The sequence below is a fragment of the Paenibacillus nitricinens genome, assembly GCF_052056485.1.
Lineage (GTDB): Bacteria > Bacillota > Bacilli > Paenibacillales > Paenibacillaceae > Paenibacillus_AQ > Paenibacillus_AQ nitricinens.
This window is the reverse complement of the sequence record NZ_CP183948.1, coordinates 5166864-5184284: the sequence shown is the minus strand read 5'-3', so window position 1 is coordinate 5184284 and position 17421 is coordinate 5166864. Positions and strand designations below refer to the sequence as shown.

Below are 17421 nucleotides of genomic sequence, written 5' to 3'. Positions count from 1 at the left end.
AGTTACATGTGATTCGGGGAGGTAAGAGCGAATGGAATCATTATTGCTCCTTGGTGAAATATTGATGATCAATCTTGTACTGAGTGGAGATAATGCTATGGTCATCGCAATGGCCAGTAAGGACCTTCCGGAGAAGCACCGGAAGACTGCGGTATGGTGGGGAGCTGCGGGAGCCGTTGTTCTGCGCTGCTTGCTTACTTTTGTCGCGGTATTACTGTTGAAAATCCCTTATATCCAGGCTGGAGGAGGAATTTTGCTGCTATGGATTGCGTTCAAGCTGCTGCTGGAAGAAGAGGAGGACCTTAGAGTCGCGGAAACGTCCTCCGTTTGGAAATCCATCCGAACGATTCTCGTGGCTGATTTTATTATGAGTCTTGATAACGTTCTGGCGATTGCCGGTCTAGCCAAAGGGGATTTGGCTTTAATTGTCATCGGGATTGCGCTCAGTATTCCGATTGTAGTATGGGGAAGTGGCCTCATTGTGGGGTGGCTGCATAGATTTCCGATACTCGTATTTATCGGCGCTTATATTTTAGCCTTTACAGCAGGTGATATGATGCTTCAGGATGCAAAATTAGGGACAATGCTCTCTTTTTTACTCCCATCCACACATTCCATACTGCCGATCGCTTTAGGGATATTAGTAGTTGTTACAGGAGCAGTTAAACGAAGAACAACATCATTAGGTTAATAAATTGCAATAAAAGGCAATACTAAAAGGACATCTCCATAAATTGGAATTGTCCTTTTTTTGCGAGGTCAGTGATGGCATTTTGTGTATATTTCAGATAATATGAATGAGAAACCTGTCGTTTTCTGGGTAAGTGAGGACAAGGTAGTGAGGTAGACGTGAATTTGAAGGGATGGGTGAAGGATGTCTTCTAAGAATGACATGAGACTAGGTATATTCATTGTAGCTGCGGGCGTCTTGATTTTATTCGGTAAGCTGGGCGTCTTCGGATTTTTGGGACGTGCCCTTTGGCCGTTAGTGATTTTACTTCCAGGATTAGTTCTACATATGTTATTTTTTAGCCGCCGTGCTTCGGCAACGGTATTGATTCCCGCTGGAATATTAACGGTATATGGTTTACTGTTTGGTCTTTGCAATATATGGGGATGGGGGCTTATGAAATATTTATGGCCTGTGCTTCTGCTTGGCATTGCCGTAGGTCTGTATGAATATTCCATTAATTCTCCAAGACGGACAGGGGGATTATCTGCAATTGCTGTTATATTAGGCGTTCTAAGCATAGCGCTTTGTATTTTCAGTCTCATGGGTACGGGTGTAATCTATCTGATTGGTATTGTATTCATCGCTGCAGGGATTTGGCTGATTACAGGCCGGGGTAGAACTCGTGGCCGAAATAGATGGTATCGAAGTTAATTAATGTTGGATCTTGTGAAAAAAAACGGAATTTGGTAACTGTTTTTTTCATAAAAAGACTTGCTTTTCATAGTGCTTTCACTATAATATTAATGTTATGTTGAAGCGTCGGCTTTCTGCCTGGCGCTTCTTTTGTGAGACTGCCGTGACATGCTAAGAATTTTAACAGTTTTAATTTGATAAATGAGAGGATTTGGATACAAATCATGCATTCAAGAAAAGATATTCGCAACATTGCGATCATTGCCCACGTTGACCATGGCAAAACAACACTCGTCGATCAGCTTCTTCAGCAATCGGGGATCTTCAGCGCACACGAACACGTACAAGAACGCGCTATGGACTCTAACGATATCGAGCGGGAACGCGGAATTACAATCCTAGCTAAAAATACAGCAATTACTTATAAAGAGTTTTTGATCAATATTGTGGATACACCTGGACATGCTGACTTCGGTGGCGAAGTAGAACGGATTATGAAAATGGTTGACGGTGTATTGCTGGTTGTTGATGCTTATGAAGGCTGCATGCCGCAAACGAAATTTGTATTGCGTAAAGCTTTGGAGCAGAAGCTGACTCCAATCGTGGTCGTGAACAAGATTGACCGTCCGGCTGCACGTCCGAAGGAAGTTATTGATGAAGTACTGGATTTGTTCATCGAGCTTGAAGCTAACGATGAACAATTGGAATTCCCAGTAGTTTATGCATCTGCTCTTAACGGAACATCAAGCATGGTCCCTGAGAAGCAAGATGAGACAATGCTTTCACTTTACGAAACAATCGTTGAGCATATCCCAGCTCCAACTGAAAGTGTAGAAGACCCGCTTCAATTCCTCGTAACGTTGATGGATTATAACGAATACTTGGGTCGTATTGCTATTGGCCGTGTAAACCGCGGTGTGATCAAACAAGGTCAATCTGTAACTGTAATTATGCGTGACGGTAAGAGTAAAACCGCACGTATTGAGAAATTGTTCGGGTTCCAAGGTTTAAAACGTATTGAAACAGAAGAAGCGGGCGCAGGGGATATCGTTGCTATCGCAGGGATCAAGGACATTAACATTGGTGAGACCATTGCTGATCCAGCGAATCCAGAAGCATTGCCTGTTCTTAAGATCGACGAGCCAACAATGCAAATGACTTTCCTTGTGAATAACAGTCCTTTTGCTGGTAAAGAAGGTAAATGGGTAACTTCCCGTAAGCTTCGTGAACGTCTCTTTAAAGAACTTGAGACAGATGTGAGTTTGCGTGTGGATGAAACAGATAGTCCTGATGCATTTATCGTTTCTGGACGCGGTGAGCTTCACCTTGGTATTCTGATCGAGAATATGCGTCGTGAAGGTTATGAAATGCAAGTTTCTAAACCACAAGTAATCATTAAAGAAATCGATGGTGTTAAATCGGAGCCGCTTGAGCGTCTTATGATTGACATTCCAGAAGAAAGCATGGGCTCTGTTATGGAAAGTCTGGGCACTCGCAAAGCCGAAATGGTCAATATGATTAACAACGGTACGGGTCAAGTACGTCTGGAGTTCCTGATTCCTGCACGTGGTTTGATTGGTTACAACACTTACTTCTTGACTTTGACACGCGGTTACGGCGTTATGAACCATGCTTTTGACAGCTACGCTCCACTGGTTGCTGGTCAAGTTGGCGGACGTCATCAAGGTGTGCTTGTTGCCAGTGAGACTGGATCAACAACACAATATGGAATTGTGGGCGTTGAGGATCGTGGTATTCTCTTCTTGGATGCAGGTACAGAAATTTATGAAGGTATGATCGTAGGCGAGCATACCCGTGATAACGATATTATCGTTAACATCTGTAGAGAAAAAGCACTTACCAACATGCGTACCTCAGGTAAGGATGATACTGTAAAAATGAAGACACCACGTACCTTCTCTTTGGAAGGCGCACTTGAATATTTGAATGATGATGAATATTGTGAAATCACACCTAAATCCATTCGTTTGCGCAAAAAGATTCTGAACAAAGGCGAACGCGAACGTGTAGAGAAGCAACGTAAAATGGCACAAGCAAACGCGTAAGATCAGCTTATCATAGTAAAGAGCCGTCGGAGGTTTAACTTTCGGCGGTTTTTTTTATAACAAAAACTTCCCTTACTGATGATATAATGTAAACGTATCTTAAATTTGGGAGGAGTGCGGTATCTATGCAAGTCTGGTTTGCTGAGCATCCAATCGTCGCTTATATTGTTATTTTTATATTGCTTACATTTGTGTATAATCAGGTATTTCGTGTGAATCAAAAGTTATCGATTGGCAAAGAGATTATGCTGTACATAATGATGGCGATCGGTTCCGGCATGCTCCTCATTTTTCAACATGATAAGCTACCGATCATTCAGTGTCTGCTGGTCGCTGTCGGATTAATGCTGATGGTACGGATACGTTATATCGTAGAAGCTCGACAGAAGAGAAAGGCTGCAGCTGCAGCAAAAAGACAGTAATCGAAACTTTTACTGCTTATGGAACGTCTATTTAAGTGTAGCAATTTTTTTAATTCCAAATGAAATGAAGAGGACTTTATTCTACTATGAGTACACGAAACAGCAGTTTACCTCCACGAGCAAGTGGTCAACAACCGAATAATAGAAAACAGCCTGTGAAGGGTGCTCCTAAGAAAAAAAAGAAGAAACCGCAAAAGAGAGGCTTTTTTGGCAGATTAGTTAGAATCCTGTTAACCTTACTCATTATTGCGATTCTTGGTGTATTGGGCTACGGGGGCTATCTGTATTGGAAGCTTGAAAATGGGGTCTTTAATGCAGGTAATAAAGGAACGGTTGCTCCAGGGCATTCAGCTACAGAAAAACCACTGACAATGCTTATCCTGGGTACGGATAATAGACCAAAACATCCATCTAGATTAACAGATGTTATTATGGTTGCAGCGCTTAATCCTAAGACAAAATCAGCAACCATTGTCTCTCTTCCACGCGATACCTTAGTTGAGCTCAATGGATACAAGCAAACGAAGATTAACGAATTCTATGCTCGATTTAAGGGAAAAGAAGATTCCTCTGGTATTTTGGCAGAAGATGAGATGAAGACCATGATGGGGAAATATCTAGATATTGACGTAGATTATACAACGATCCTGGATTTTCAAGGCTTCCGTGATGTGGTGGACGAGCTTGGCGGAGTCAAAGTCAACATTAGCGATAATATGTGTTATACAGACAGCGTAGATGGTACGAATATCAATCTGAAAAAAGGTCCGGCGGAGCTTGATGGAGATAAAGCGCTAGATTATGTGCGATATCGTAAATCTAATTGTAAGCCTAAGACTAAGGCTTCAGACGATTTTGATCGGAACAAACGTCAGAATGAGGTCCTACATTCACTGGTGGATCAGATGCAATCGCTTGGTGGAGTATTAAAAATAGGCAAGGTTCTTGACGCAGTGGACAGTAATATGAAGACTGATATCGAAAATTCGCAGATTAAAGATATGATTGCGACTTATTGGAAGATTTCCAAAGATGATATCGAATTCAAACCCGTGACTGGAACATGGCGAAGTCCGTATGTATATATTAATGATGAGGAGCTTGAGGCGGCCAAGAAAAGCTTGCAGGATCGATTAGCAGGAGTTTCTGCTGGTTCCACTTCAGAATCCACTGAGGCGCCTTAAAGTCCTTAATAACACTTCACCTTAAAATTGAATGCAAGTTTCAGCCTGTGCTATAATATAATAAATTGAATGAATTTACGCCGCATAGGGGGCCAGTACTTATGTCCGAAGCCGTTGCTCAGCTGAACGAAACCTTGTTATCGATGCTGCAATCGGAAACTTTTGTTCTTCTCAACACAGTTGATGCGGAATCAGGAGGTCCAACATCCACGGCCATTTCGTGGATTTATGCAGTTAGTCCTAGTACTGTGCGTCTGGCTGTAGATCATCGTTCCAGACTCGTGAATAACATGAAGGTCAATCCGTTAGTAACTGTCACTGTGTTCGGTGAGGGTACTGTATATGCTATCAACGGCAGTGCCGTTGTAAAGCAGGATCCACTTCAGGATGTACCTTTCAAGATGTGCTGCTTTGATGTTGAAATTATGGCGGTGCGTAACGCGCTTTTTTATGGAGCGCAGCTTGAATCCGCCCCAAGATATGCAAAGGTTTATGATGGACGTGCCGCTGAGAAGCTGGACGGACAAGTATTTGCTGCCATGAAAAAAGCCTAGTGAGAATATCACTGGGCTTTTTTTTAACCTCTACTGTGCATTTTTAATCGGTTTAGTATCTTCTGGCAGCTGCGGCATGATTCGACCGATGATATCAGCCAGTTCGGATGAGAATCCGGAAATCGGATGTCCCTGAGAGATATGGCGGCTCATGTCCGCTAAGCGGCTGGAGAGATCCATATCGGCTGTGACAAGTGCACGTACACTTCTCGGGTCTTTGCGGATAGCTTCCGCTACAGAATATTTAATGCTTCCGACACGTGATCGGTCTAGAGAACCTTCTACGTCAAGACCTACAATGGCTACTTTGTTCATGACTACACAGTGTGCGCCATTCACACCAGGAACTCTTTTGGCCAACTGTTCAAAATGATCCTTAAGTGCAATTTCACTTTCGCCCTTAACACTGACGGTGTGACCAGCTTTTGAGGTGGCCTTAGGATTAGTTGCACCATCGTTGGCCAATTGCCGGACCTCATGGTTTCCCGTACCCTTTACAGCATTCGCAGATTGTTTATTCTGAGGAGAGGGTGATGTCTTTTTATTAGCGATACCGCAGCTTGTCAATAGCAGCAGTACCAGCAACAGACATATTGATTTTCTCATATGTGATTACTCCTTTCAGCCAAGATCGTTTCTGTACCTTATCTTTTCCCTTGGCGGAAAGAGTTATGTATGATCAATCAAACCAGGCGCTGTGGAGGGGATAATATGAACAAGATATTTGTGCTAGATACCAACGTGCTTTTGCACGACCCCAATTCGATTTTCTCTTTCAAGGAGCATGAGGTGGTTATTCCAGCAGTTGTGCTGGAAGAAATCGACTCCAAAAAGCGCAACGCTGACGAAATTGGTCGGAATGCCCGCACGGTTTCCCGATTGCTGGATGGACTTCGTGAACTAGGACATCTGCATAGTGGTGTGGAGCTGGAGCATGGAGGCAAGCTGAAGGTAGAACTTAACCATCGCAGTTTTGTGAAAGTACAGGAAATGTTTGGAGAGGTGTCTAACGACAATCGGATTTTGGCTGTAGCGCTCAATTATTTAATTGAAGAGAAAGAGAAGCCTGATCCGCGTCCCGTAGTGCTTGTGAGTAAGGATGTGCTGGTCCGTATAAAAGCGGATGTGCTAGGAATTACACCAGAGGATTATTTATCAGATCGTACTGGGGATTTAAATGAACTTTACACCGGTTACCAATCTTTGCAGGTTCATCCGGCATTGATTGATGAATATTACAGTCACCGTTCTTTAACGGTTAAACAGCTCGCGCTGTCGTACCCGCTCTACCCTCATGAATTTGTGATCCTTAAGGATGAGATAGGCACGGGCAAATCAGCTCTTCTCAAGGTGAATAGTGAGGCAACCCGTCTGGAGCCGCTCTATCTGGGCAATGATTCAGTTTGGGGGATCAGCGCGCGAAATGCTCAACAACGAATGGCATTGGAGCTGCTTCTCAATGATGAAATCCCGCTTGTAACCATTACAGGCAAGGCAGGTACAGGAAAGACATTATTGGCACTTGCTGCCGGACTATTCAAAGTTGAGGATGAGCATAAATACAAAAAACTGCTCATTGCCCGTCCAGTCGTTCCAATGGGGAAAGATATTGGATATTTACCTGGAGAGAAGGATGAGAAGCTCAGACCTTGGATGCAGCCTATTTATGATAATCTGGAGTTCTTGTTCGACACCAAAAAAGCTGGCGATATCGATAAAATATTAATGGGCTTAGGCAGCATACAGGTAGAAGCCTTAACTTATATTCGTGGCCGTTCAATCCCTGCACAGTTCATTATTATTGATGAAGCTCAGAACCTTTCCCGTCATGAAGTGAAGACGATCGTCTCCAGAGCGGGTGAAGGGAGTAAAGTCATTCTTATGGGGGATCCGGAGCAAATCGATCATCCGTATCTGGATGCTGCGAGTAACGGACTTAGCTATATTGTTGAGAAGTTTAAGCAGCAAGGGATTAGCGGACATATTACTTTGGAAAAAGGCGAGCGTTCCCGTCTGGCCCAATTGGCCGCGGATCTTCTCTAACTTATTTTCAATCTCAGCCGGGAGCAGCAGACCTCCCGGCTTTTTCCTGCCGCCCAGAAACGGCGGAGGAATTTTTTAGGTTATGGTTATGAGATGAAGAGCGGAAAGCGGAGGGGGAGGAATTGTTCTGTAGAAGCGCTAGCGTTCGCCTTTGTCTCCGGATTTATACCGCTTAGGAATATCATCCATAAATCTGGAGACAACAGCGATCGGAAGAATAATCCGCACACGGAGCGCCCCTCGCACTCAGAGAATCATGAACGTTTTAAATTTTTCTATCGTTTCACCTATATAATAGTAAGAGAACGTTTTCACATTCTAAAGACAAGCAGCGGCGGGTTTGGTAAAATAGGGGTGAGTAATCATGGGGAAGGTGGGGAAATGTGCTGAAACGCAAAAATTATTGGCTGCTTTTTGCAATTTTACTACTATCGCTGACAAGCTTGTCACCCAGTATGGAATTGAGTACCAATAACGACCCACATCCTATGAAAAAACCACAAAGTCAGTCGACAAACCCCTCTTCAGGGGAAGAGGGATCTATAGATAGCCTGCGCATAACAGTATCCTTAAATAGTGAGGAATTCAGTGAACTGGAGCTTCTAAGCAATCGTTATACTTTAGAAAGTGGAGTAAAGGTAATATTAAGAAATATTGATAGCGAGGATGCAGACGAAGTTTTGAAGCGTGATCTAACCATCGGGGATAGCCCGGATATCGTTATGGCGGATGGACGAAGTATTCTCGACTGGGCTACACGTGGATATTTATTGCCGGTGGATGTGTATCAGAGCATTCCGGGAACTGCACCGTTAACTCAGTTAATCCCCTGGATGCAATGGAACGGATATAATTGGGGAGTGCCGCTGGATATCGACCCTTATGTACTTGTTTATTCACCACAGCGGCTTGCGGAACTGGGATTCACTACCTTACCAAGAAGTCTGGAACAGTGGAACACATTACTTCAGAATGTGCTCAAAGAGCAAGGGAAATATTTACTCGCGATGGATACACGTAATCCATATGGATTGTCCGCCGTTATGGAGAGTATGAACAGCAGCTTGCTATCGGATAACCAAGAAGTGATAAAGTGGACTCAAAATGCCCGCAGTTATTTTTACCTTACCAGTCGATATAACAAAGATGTTTGGGATATGATTCAGAGCGGAAGCGTTGCTGTTGCTGCTCTACCGCTTTCTGAGTGGAAAAAACATGGGAATTCATCTTTAGTTGCTGAAGCACCGCTGGCCGTAAGTAACGGGAGAGGACTTGAATCCTATTACAGTCGTTCCTTTGCACTTCCAGCTCAATCCCCAAATCCAAAGGAAGCCGTGAATTGGCTGACGTTTATCACCTCTGAAGCTTCTCAGATGGACTGGCTGGAGAACACGGGGAGCTTGCCTGCGCTGGATGTCCTATATCGTTCGGAAAATGATTTCAAATATAGGCTTCCTTTTGGAGTCGAACTTTTACTGACAGAAGAAACCGCCCCGGAGGTCGAATTCCAAGGCGGCTGGAGGAAGATTGTTGAAGCAGTATCCTTACTGCTTACAGGAAAAATTGATGCGGCCGGGTACAAAGATTTCATCAAGGAAGGCTTAGAATGAGATAGATAGTTTAACCTGGAGGACGCCCTCTTTGCTATCTACTTCTGTGGCACGTAGGAAAGAAACAATTTTTGCAGGGTAAAAGCCTAAATCAAATTCTTCCTCAAGTGTTCTTCTAGTGGTGTCAGGTAATTCGAGTCCATTAAATACAACATGATCGACTTGGAATATAAGTCCGTTGATGGGTTCTTCCTGTATGACGTAGTGGCCGGTTAATGAAAGGGCTAAAGCTCCACTTTTTCCTGTAGCAGTAATCGTTCCGTCATTAAAATGAAATGCGAAATCGTTAAATAGCTTATTCTGGGACTGAAGGAATTCGTTTAAATCCTCTTCCTTCAGATTCAGAACATAAGTCATCCCCTTACGAGTAAGAACACCCTCTCGATTCTGGACAAACTGCGGTAATTTATTCATTGCGGTAGATAATGCTTTGAAGTAGGTCTTTACCTCGCGCAAACCAATATTCTCCCAATATAATGTGAATTCTTGAAGCAGAGCGCTCATATTATCAGGATCACTACTGTCTTTAATCCCACCTTCAATTTCTTTATTGAGCGCGGCTACCCGAATTTTCTGTTCCTCCAGAGCGGTTCGCAGCTGTGCAAGATCCTTCGAGCTGCGCTGTGCAGTCTGGAGGGTCTTCTTTAGATCCTTATATTGGTCCTCGTATTGTGTGAGAATGTTGCGGTCATTTCCAATAATTATTTCATAATAATCGAATAGTGCCAGGAATCTGCTAATGCTCTTCGCGGATAGAAATGCGGCTAAGAGACCATCTCTATCCCCCATATAATAAGAACGAAGGACCGCACCTGCACGCTCTTGTTGATTTACGATGGCGGATTTTTTCTGGATAGCTTGCTCTTCTAGGTAATCTACCTTTTCTTCAAGTGCTTTTTGTTCGGCTGTAATCTTGATGATCTCCCGTTCAATTTCTGCGGAAGATAAGGTCTGCTCCAGAAGTTTACGGGTTTCTTCATTATCTGGTATAGAGGAATTGAAAAAAGAACCGCTAGGATCGGCAGACAGGTACATCGTAGATTGTAACGGAAATAATGTACAGCAGAAGAGAATTAGTATGGTTGCCATCATGCGGCTTTGGGCATTGCGGGAGCGCACCACACCACCACCTTTTTTTGAAATTTAAGATAATAATTTATCTGTTTTACTCCATAGATCATCCTTCTATTTCTCGTAGAAATGGAAACTGTCCCTAAAAGACGGCAAAACCGTTTCTTCTTGAATGGATATATGTATGTACTAATAATATGTTTAACCCTTCTAAAATAGCATACATACAAAAAATCCCCACAAAGTGAGGCTATCCTTCAATGCGTACTCAGGTATTTGTGGGGCCTCATATATATACTAACTGATAAACAAAAAAACGGAAGTGATCCTTATTAAATAAGGACCTCATCCGCTTCAAGAGTGTACTGCAATTTATAGTGGAAGACCCATTTGAAAGATCGTCCAATAGCTGAAACCGGTGAAAGTCAAAATCATGTATGCCCAGAAAAGTAGAACATAAGTTTTTTCAGTAAATTTCAAATAACCGAGAATTACGAAAAAAGCGGTTTGCAAAAAGAAAAGCAAGGCCATTTCTGTCAGACCTCCGGCGAAAGCCATCAATCCTATAGCCAATGTAAAAAAACCTAATACCCGAAACATGCGGTCCAAGAGAGAGTCCCCCTTCCAGTATGTATCTCACGAATATTCCTTCGACTTATTATACCCGTTCAGTAAAAATGTGTAAACGAATTCATTGAAAAAAATACACTAATCTTGAAAAAATGTGATTTTTATAATTGACTGAAGTGTTTAGTGCTTGAAAAAAGAGAATTTATTACTTAAAGCGTATGATGTGGGCAGATAATGGAAATACAATTTAGTATCAAATAGATTCTATGAACTCTATGAGAAGCATAGAAATGGAGTAAGCAGCTTTTATCCCTATTCACTACCCGGCAGAGCTGTCGGTTATGGAGATGGTTATTTCAAGATGTTGTTAGGAGGTTTGGTTGGATGACAGCCGTTAGACAGGATGCTTGGAGTGCAGAAGATGATCTAATACTGGCAGAAGTAACCTTGCGCCACATTCGGGAGGGCAGCACACAACTTGCTGCTTTTGAAGAAGTGGGTGAGAAAATCGGCAGAACGTCGGCTGCATGCGGATTCCGCTGGAACAGCTGTGTTCGAAAAAGCTATGAAGGTGCAATTGGAATCGCTAAAGGCCAACGTCAAAAGAGAAGTTACCTGAAAAAGCAACCGTCAGTAAGAGGAGCGCAGGTAGCGGGTCTGATTCTCGGGGATACCGATGAGGAGTTCGGACGAGGCGAAGGATTAAGTGAAAACACATTATCCATTGATGCGGTTATACGTTTCCTGAGACAATGGAAAGGTACAATCCAGGAGGCAGGACGCCAGCTGAAAATGCTGGAGAGAGATTTGCGCGAGAAGGAAGATGAATTAACTGAATTAAGATCTGAGAATGAGCGGTTGTCAAAAGAGGTTAATCTTGCTCAAAGTGACTACCGGGTAGTCAATGATGATTACAAAGCTTTAATTCAGATTATGGATCGTGCGCGTAGGCTAGCTTTCTTAAACGAAGAAGAAGAAGAAATGAAGACTCGTTTCAAAATGGATGGGAATGGAAATTTAGAACGTATTGAATAAAAGATAGGCAAACTAAAACACCCGTAAGTGGTTCGCTTTATTAGCGCCATTTGCGGGCGTTTTGGTTTTGTATTGTCATTTATGGAGGACGACAACGGTGGTTCTTCTTGGTATATTAAGGCTATACTTAGAAAAATTGCGTTTGAGATCAACAGGAGGATCAGATGAAAATCGATATAATCGGTGCGGGTTCACTTGGGCTGCTTTTGGCAGGGAGATTGACCCAGTCCGGGAATGAAGTGAGATTGTGGTGTCGAGGGGTAGAGCAGTGCCGGAAATTAAAAGATGAGGGCTTAACTGTGAGCTATGAGGATGGCCGCGATCCGATTTCGATTTCAGGGGATCAATTTGTGTCCGCACCAATAGAGGGATTTGCAGCTGCCTATCTTCGTGAGCCCAGTGATTGGATCATAGTAACGGTTAAACAGGACATACTACATAATGTTTTACCTGAATTTCTGTCCCCTCTTAGGGAACTACAGGTACACCTCATTTGTTTTCAAAATGGCATTGGACATATGGAGATGCTCAGTAAATTGCTGCCGAAAGCTAATTTATATGCTGCCGTAACAACAGAAGCTGCGAAGCGAAAGTTTTTAACTGAAGTCATTCATGCAGGTGCGGGTGAGGTATGGGTAGGGAAATGGAGCTTAAAGAATGGACAAGCCCACAGTATACATACTGATTTACAAGTGAATTATTTAATAGAAGTTCTCATTATGGCAGGATTCTCAGCCTTTTTGTCGAATGAAGTGGATACCATGATTTACCGGAAGCTCCTAATCAATGCCGTTATTAATCCGCTCACAGCGATTTGGCGTATTCCAAATGGTGAACTGCTTGCTTCAGAAGAGCGCCTGCAGTTAATGAGAGAACTTTTTAGAGAAGCTACTATGGTATATGATGCCTGCGGAGTTACTTATGATCATGATGCGTGGGATAACATTCTTAAAGTGTGCAGGACAACGGCGGGCAATACTTCATCCATGCTGGCAGATGTTCTAGCTTCAAGGAGCACAGAAATTCATTGGATCAATGGGAGTCTTGTAGAAATGGCAGAACGCACTGGAACATTGGTTCCTTTACATCGCTTGATCTGCCAATTAGTAGAGGGAATATAGGTATGATCTCGGAGGAGAGGTGAAGCTATGGGATTGCTGATGAATTCGGTCGTTACTTTAAGCTTGATTCCAATAATACCGTTTTTAATTGTTTATTTCATTGGAAAAGGCTTGAAAAAAGATAAAAAGAAAACTTTTATGCTCGCTATGGACGTGACTACATTTTTTTTATTATTGTCGGTCTCTGCATTATTTAACAACTTGTTTAATAACGGTTTTGGGTTTTATCTTATACTACTTATTGTATTAATATCCACTGGACTGATTGGCGGCGCTCAGAATCGACTAAAAGGAAAAGTAGATGGGAAGCGGTTATTTCGGGCAGTTTGGAGACTTTCCTTCTTTTTTATGAGTGCCGGATATTTATTATTTATGTTTGTAGGGCTAATTAAGTACATATCACAAGCGATGTAATGTTCCACTGCTCCGGTGAAGCGGCAACGTCACAAAAGTTTAAAGTTTTAATAAAAAAAGAATTTTCTGAAAACATACCACTAGATTTTTTTGACCACTGGTTGTATAATCATAAACCATATACCACATTCTATTTAGGGGGAACTGCTAGATGAAGAAGAGTAAAAGTCTATTGCTAATGCTTGCATTAGTACTTGTTATCGGCACAGTGCTTGCTGGCTGCGGCGGAAACAACGCGAACAGCGGCAATAAAGGTAACGCTGGTAACACTGGTAACACGGGAACTGGTAATGCGGCTACAGAAGAGAAATTGGCTGCGGACCAAACACTGAGAATTAACCTAAGCTCTGAGCCTCCAACATTTGACCCAGGATTGGCTCAAGATAGCCAAGCTCACACTGTCCTGACAACAATGTACGAAGGTCTAACTCGCATGAATGCTGAATCTGGTCAAGCTGAACCAGGTGTTGCTGAAAGCTGGGATGTTTCCGCTGACGGTCTGGTATATACTTTCAAACTCCGTGATTCACAATGGAGTAATGGCGATCCTGTAACAACAGAAGACTTCGTTCGCGCTTGGAAACGCGTGCTCGATCCTGCTGCTGCATCCGCTGCACCTTACGCTTATCAATTGTACTACATCAAAAATGCTCAAAAGTTCTACAACAAGGAAATTACCGATTTCAGTCAAGTAGGTATCAAAGCGGTTGATGAGAAAACTCTTGAAGTTACTCTTGAAGCCCCAACTCCTTACTTCCTTGGATTGCTTTCCTTCTACACTTATTACCCTGTACACAAATCCATTGAGAGTAATCCAAAATGGGCAACAAGCAAAGATACTATGATCGTTAACGGTGCTTTCACTCTTACTGAGTGGACTACAGGTCAAACACTTGTTGTAACTAAAAACGATAAATACTGGGATAAAGATTCCATTAAACTTAACAAAATCGACTTCTCCCTTGTAAACAGCGGTGCAACTGAACTGCTCAGCTACAAGAACGGTGAATACGATCGTGCCGGTGGACCAACTGGTGAAATTCCATCAGAACAAATTCCAATCGTGCAAAAAGAACTTCCTAAAGAATTCAGCCGTAAAGGTATTGCTTCCGTATACTACTACGAATTCAATATCACTGAAAAACCATTCACAAACGCTAAAATCCGTAAAGCTCTTGCAATGTCCATTAACCGTCAAGCTTTGATTGACAATGTAGTACAAGGTGGACAATTCCCAGCATTCGGTTATGTACCTCCGGGTATCGCTGGTGCTGATGGTGAATACCGTGCAGCAGTTAAAGATAGTTACTTCACTGAAGATCTAGAACAAGCTAAAACTTTGCTTGCTGAAGGTCTGAAAGAAGAAGGTATGGATAAACTGCCTACATTCTCTTTGACTTACAACACAAGTGAAGGCCACAAGAAAATCGCTTTGGCGATTGCTGATATGTGGAAAAACAATCTTGGTATTGACGTACAAACCGTTAACCAAGAGTGGGCTGTATTTATTGAAAACCGTCAAAACCTGAACTACCAAGTTGCACGTGCTGGTTGGACTGCGGATTACAATGATCCAATGACTTTCCTTGATATGTGGGTAACAGGTGGCGGTAACAATGATACTGGTTACGCTAACCCTGAGTATGACAAATTGATCAGCGAAGCTAAAGCAAGTACTGACTTGAAAGAACGTCAAGACAAGTTTGCAGCAGCTGAGAAATTGCTCATCGAGCAAGATCAAGTTTTGATTCCATTGTACTACTACACTAACAACTCCCTGACTAAAGAGTACCTCAAAGGTGTTACTCTTGACTTCAGTGGTGCAATTGACTTGACTCGTGGATACTTGCTTGAGCACTAAGATTTAGCTCATGTAAATTAAACAGAATAGTTAGTTGACTGAAGTAACACAATACTTCGGGATATATATGTGGAACTCCATATATATCCCTTTTTTTTGTATTTCCGTCTATTTGTTATTTATTGTTATTTATAACATATTTAGAAAATGGACAAAAATCCGTTTTTTTCATAAAATCAATATAATGCTCTCAAAAAAATTGTCGGAGGAGGTGTGATGGGGATGGTTCGTTATGTCGCAAATAAATTCTTCTATATGTTGGTTTCATTATTTGTACTGATTTCTGCAACTTTTTTCTTGATGAAAGCTATTCCAGGGGATCCGTTTACTTCTGAGAAAAAAGTACCGCCAGAAATTAAAGCGCGTTTGATGGAGCAATATGGTCTGGACAAGCCGCTCTCTCATCAGTATTTTAAGTATTTAGGTGATATTGTCCAAGGTGATCTGGGTGTATCCATGAAACGCCTGAATCAAGATGTATCACATTTGATTGGCCAAACCTTTTCAGCGTCGCTGAAGCTGGGACTCGTCGCAATTGTTGTGGCGGTTATTGTTGGGGTTCTTCTCGGCATGTTAGCGGCACTCTATCACAGAAAGTTTCTGGACAGCGCCGCGATGGTGTTGGCAGTTCTGGGGATTGCGGTTCCGAGCTTTGTAGTCGCGTCATTATTACAGTATGTGTTCGCTTTCAAATTGGGTTGGGTACCGGTTTCAGGTTTTAAAGGGCCAATCTATTATTTCCTTCCTGTAGCAGCGCTCTCGGCTCAGCCGATAGCATTTATAGCGCGCTTGACACGTTCAAGTATGCTTGAAGTTCTGAATGCGGATTATATCAAAACGGCTAAGGCTAAGGGATTAAGCTGGATGGCTATTCTAAGCCGTCACGTACTTCGTAACGGTATCCTGCCGGTTGTTACTTACATGGGACCTATGACAGCTAACATCGTAACAGGTTCGGTTGTTATCGAGCAGATCTTTGGCGTTGGGGGTATTGGTAAACAGTTCGTGGAAGCGATTGGTGTCCGTGACTATACCGTTATTATGGGGATTACCATTTTCTATGGTGTACTACTCATGGTAGCCCGTTTCATTACTGATATTGCTTATGTATTGATTGACCCACGTATGAAATTAAGTGGAGGAAAGGAGGGCTAAAGAGTGGCATCTGATAATAACTTGTTAAAGAACATGAATCTAAAACCGGAAGACTTTCAAAAAGTCGGTGTAGATGAAAAAGAAGCCGAGGTAATTCAGCGGGAGAGTCTCTCTGCCTGGAAAGATTCTTGGCAACGGTTGCGTCAGAACAAAATGGCGATGACCGCGCTTGGGATTCTAGGCTTGATCGTGCTAGCAGCGATTATCGCTCCCTTATTCTCGAAATATAACTATTATTCCAATGACTTGATGAATACCAATAAGCCCCCTTCCTCCGATCACTGGTTTGGAACGGATGATCTTGGACGTGATATTTTCGTTCGTACTTGGTACGGCGCACGGATCTCCTTGATCGTTGGTCTAGCTGCGGCAGCCATCGACTTGTTCATCGGTGTTATCTATGGAGGTATTATGGGCTTCTTCGGCGGCCGTGTAGATAATATCATGAACAAATTCTCCGAAATTTTGTACTCTATTCCTTATCTGCTTGTTGTAATTTTGCTCTTGGTTGTGCTTGAACCAAGTCTTGGTACCATCATCCTAGCCTTAACCATTACGGGTTGGATTACGATGTCGTGGATTGTACGCGGTGAAATTATGCAGCTCAAGAATCGCGAGTTCGTATTGGCTTCCCGTTCCATGGGTGCCGGTTCTGCCAGACTGTTGTTCAAACACCTTCTGCCAAACGCAGTGGGTCCGATTATTGTAACGATTACACTTTCTGTACCAAATGCAATTTTTGCTGAGGCTTTCCTAAGCTTCTTGGGTCTTGGTGTACAAGCTCCTATCGCTTCACTTGGATCTATGATTAACGATTCTCTCACCGGTTGGTTGTACTATCCATGGCGCTTCCTGTTCCCTGCCATTCTGATCAGTTTAACCATGCTTTCTTTCAATATTTTCGGTGATGGTCTTCGTGACGCGCTTGATCCTAAGCTGAAGAAGTAGG

General features: G+C 42.7%; 17 protein-coding genes. 14 read left to right on the top strand and 3 right to left on the bottom strand.

Annotated elements, in window-relative coordinates; all coding sequences use genetic code 11:
• The first annotated feature begins 31 nt into the window (after window positions 1-31).
• From ACN6KS_RS23195 to ACN6KS_RS23170, 6 genes are all read left to right on the top strand, one after another.
• Window positions 32-691: a TerC family protein gene (locus tag ACN6KS_RS23195; protein WP_094870334.1), complete on the top strand. Its 660-nt coding sequence runs from the start codon at window positions 32-34 to the stop codon at window positions 689-691.
• A 183-nt stretch (window positions 692-874) separates the two neighbouring features.
• Entirely contained in the window at window positions 875-1384 is a 510-nt protein-coding gene (locus tag ACN6KS_RS23190; protein ID WP_094870335.1) for a hypothetical protein, read from the top strand.
• Window positions 1385-1590: 206 nt separating this feature from the next.
• Entirely contained in the window at window positions 1591-3432 is a 1842-nt protein-coding gene (gene typA, locus ACN6KS_RS23185; protein WP_042190900.1) for a translational GTPase TypA, read from the top strand.
• A 125-nt stretch (window positions 3433-3557) separates the two neighbouring features.
• On the top strand, window positions 3558-3854 hold the full coding sequence (locus tag ACN6KS_RS23180; RefSeq protein WP_042190898.1) for a YlaH-like family protein: 297 nt from the start codon (window positions 3558-3560) through the stop codon (window positions 3852-3854).
• Between the two features lie 86 nt (window positions 3855-3940).
• The gene (locus ACN6KS_RS23175) at window positions 3941-5038 is read left to right on the top strand and encodes an LCP family protein (RefSeq protein ID WP_440960601.1); all 1098 of its coding nucleotides are present in this window, start codon (window positions 3941-3943) and stop codon (window positions 5036-5038) included.
• 101 nt (window positions 5039-5139) lie between these two features.
• A complete protein-coding gene (locus tag ACN6KS_RS23170; RefSeq protein WP_076299659.1) occupies window positions 5140-5592 on the top strand; it encodes a pyridoxamine 5'-phosphate oxidase family protein in 453 nt (150 codons plus the stop codon).
• A gap of 30 nt (window positions 5593-5622) precedes the next feature.
• Here ACN6KS_RS23170 and ACN6KS_RS23165 read toward each other — a convergent pair whose 3' ends face one another.
• Window positions 5623-6198 (bottom strand): YhcN/YlaJ family sporulation lipoprotein, encoded by a 576-nt coding sequence (locus ACN6KS_RS23165; RefSeq protein ID WP_094870337.1) that lies wholly within the window; start codon window positions 6196-6198, stop codon window positions 5623-5625.
• Window positions 6199-6303: 105 nt separating this feature from the next.
• Between ACN6KS_RS23165 and ACN6KS_RS23160 the strand changes: the two genes are divergently transcribed.
• Window positions 6304-7635, top strand: coding sequence for a PhoH family protein (locus ACN6KS_RS23160; RefSeq protein WP_094870338.1), 1332 nt, complete (start codon window positions 6304-6306; stop codon window positions 7633-7635).
• A 383-nt stretch (window positions 7636-8018) separates the two neighbouring features.
• Window positions 8019-9245, top strand: coding sequence for an extracellular solute-binding protein (locus tag ACN6KS_RS23155; protein ID WP_440960600.1), 1227 nt, complete (start codon window positions 8019-8021; stop codon window positions 9243-9245).
• Here the strand turns inward: ACN6KS_RS23155 and ACN6KS_RS23150 are convergent.
• Together ACN6KS_RS23150 and ACN6KS_RS23145 are read right to left on the bottom strand one after the other, a co-directional pair.
• Complete coding sequence (locus tag ACN6KS_RS23150) at window positions 9237-10364, bottom strand: coiled-coil domain-containing protein (RefSeq protein ID WP_256989818.1); 1128 nt, start codon at window positions 10362-10364, stop codon at window positions 9237-9239. The genes ACN6KS_RS23155 and ACN6KS_RS23150 overlap by 9 nt on opposite strands.
• 324 nt (window positions 10365-10688) lie before the next feature.
• Window positions 10689-10925 carry a DUF2626 family protein gene (locus ACN6KS_RS23145; RefSeq protein WP_042130273.1) on the bottom strand — a complete coding sequence of 79 codons (237 nt, stop codon included), beginning with the start codon at window positions 10923-10925 and terminating at the stop codon, window positions 10689-10691.
• Between the two features lie 345 nt (window positions 10926-11270).
• On the opposite strand from ACN6KS_RS23145, the gene ACN6KS_RS23140 reads away from it, so the two are divergent.
• From ACN6KS_RS23140 to ACN6KS_RS23115, 6 genes are all read left to right on the top strand, one after another.
• Window positions 11271-11921, top strand: coding sequence for an RsfA family transcriptional regulator (locus ACN6KS_RS23140; RefSeq protein ID WP_042130271.1), 651 nt, complete (start codon window positions 11271-11273; stop codon window positions 11919-11921).
• Between the two features lie 164 nt (window positions 11922-12085).
• On the top strand, window positions 12086-13042 hold the full coding sequence (locus tag ACN6KS_RS23135; protein WP_440960599.1) for a ketopantoate reductase family protein: 957 nt from the start codon (window positions 12086-12088) through the stop codon (window positions 13040-13042).
• Window positions 13043-13069: 27 nt separating this feature from the next.
• Entirely contained in the window at window positions 13070-13456 is a 387-nt protein-coding gene (locus ACN6KS_RS23130; protein WP_094870342.1) for a DUF3397 domain-containing protein, read from the top strand.
• A gap of 151 nt (window positions 13457-13607) precedes the next feature.
• Entirely contained in the window at window positions 13608-15317 is a 1710-nt protein-coding gene (locus ACN6KS_RS23125; protein ID WP_094870343.1) for a peptide ABC transporter substrate-binding protein, read from the top strand.
• Between the two features lie 222 nt (window positions 15318-15539).
• On the top strand, window positions 15540-16472 hold the full coding sequence (locus ACN6KS_RS23120) for an ABC transporter permease (RefSeq protein WP_076284768.1): 933 nt from the start codon (window positions 15540-15542) through the stop codon (window positions 16470-16472).
• 33 nt (window positions 16473-16505) lie between these two features.
• Entirely contained in the window at window positions 16506-17420 is a 915-nt protein-coding gene (locus tag ACN6KS_RS23115) for an ABC transporter permease (RefSeq protein WP_042194363.1), read from the top strand.
• Window position 17421 lies beyond the last annotated feature (1 nt).

What these genes read in the sequence shown, in the direction of transcription:
- ACN6KS_RS23195 (WP_094870334.1), top strand. Translation starts at nt 32, where the DNA reads ATGGAATCATTATTGCTCCTTGGTGAAATATTGATGATCAATCTTGTA.
- ACN6KS_RS23190 (WP_094870335.1), top strand. Translation starts at nt 875, where the DNA reads ATGTCTTCTAAGAATGACATGAGACTAGGTATATTCATTGTAGCTGCG.
- typA (WP_042190900.1), top strand. Translation starts at nt 1,591, where the DNA reads ATGCATTCAAGAAAAGATATTCGCAACATTGCGATCATTGCCCACGTT.
- ACN6KS_RS23180 (WP_042190898.1), top strand. Translation starts at nt 3,558, where the DNA reads ATGCAAGTCTGGTTTGCTGAGCATCCAATCGTCGCTTATATTGTTATT.
- ACN6KS_RS23175 (WP_440960601.1), top strand. Translation starts at nt 3,941, where the DNA reads ATGAGTACACGAAACAGCAGTTTACCTCCACGAGCAAGTGGTCAACAA.
- ACN6KS_RS23170 (WP_076299659.1), top strand. Translation starts at nt 5,140, where the DNA reads ATGTCCGAAGCCGTTGCTCAGCTGAACGAAACCTTGTTATCGATGCTG.
- ACN6KS_RS23165 (WP_094870337.1), bottom strand. Translation starts at nt 6,198, where the DNA reads ATGAGAAAATCAATATGTCTGTTGCTGGTACTGCTGCTATTGACAAGC.
- ACN6KS_RS23160 (WP_094870338.1), top strand. Translation starts at nt 6,304, where the DNA reads ATGAACAAGATATTTGTGCTAGATACCAACGTGCTTTTGCACGACCCC.
- ACN6KS_RS23140 (WP_042130271.1), top strand. Translation starts at nt 11,271, where the DNA reads ATGACAGCCGTTAGACAGGATGCTTGGAGTGCAGAAGATGATCTAATA.
- ACN6KS_RS23135 (WP_440960599.1), top strand. Translation starts at nt 12,086, where the DNA reads ATGAAAATCGATATAATCGGTGCGGGTTCACTTGGGCTGCTTTTGGCA.
- ACN6KS_RS23130 (WP_094870342.1), top strand. Translation starts at nt 13,070, where the DNA reads ATGGGATTGCTGATGAATTCGGTCGTTACTTTAAGCTTGATTCCAATA.
- ACN6KS_RS23125 (WP_094870343.1), top strand. Translation starts at nt 13,608, where the DNA reads ATGAAGAAGAGTAAAAGTCTATTGCTAATGCTTGCATTAGTACTTGTT.
- ACN6KS_RS23120 (WP_076284768.1), top strand. Translation starts at nt 15,540, where the DNA reads ATGGTTCGTTATGTCGCAAATAAATTCTTCTATATGTTGGTTTCATTA.
- ACN6KS_RS23115 (WP_042194363.1), top strand. Translation starts at nt 16,506, where the DNA reads ATGAATCTAAAACCGGAAGACTTTCAAAAAGTCGGTGTAGATGAAAAA.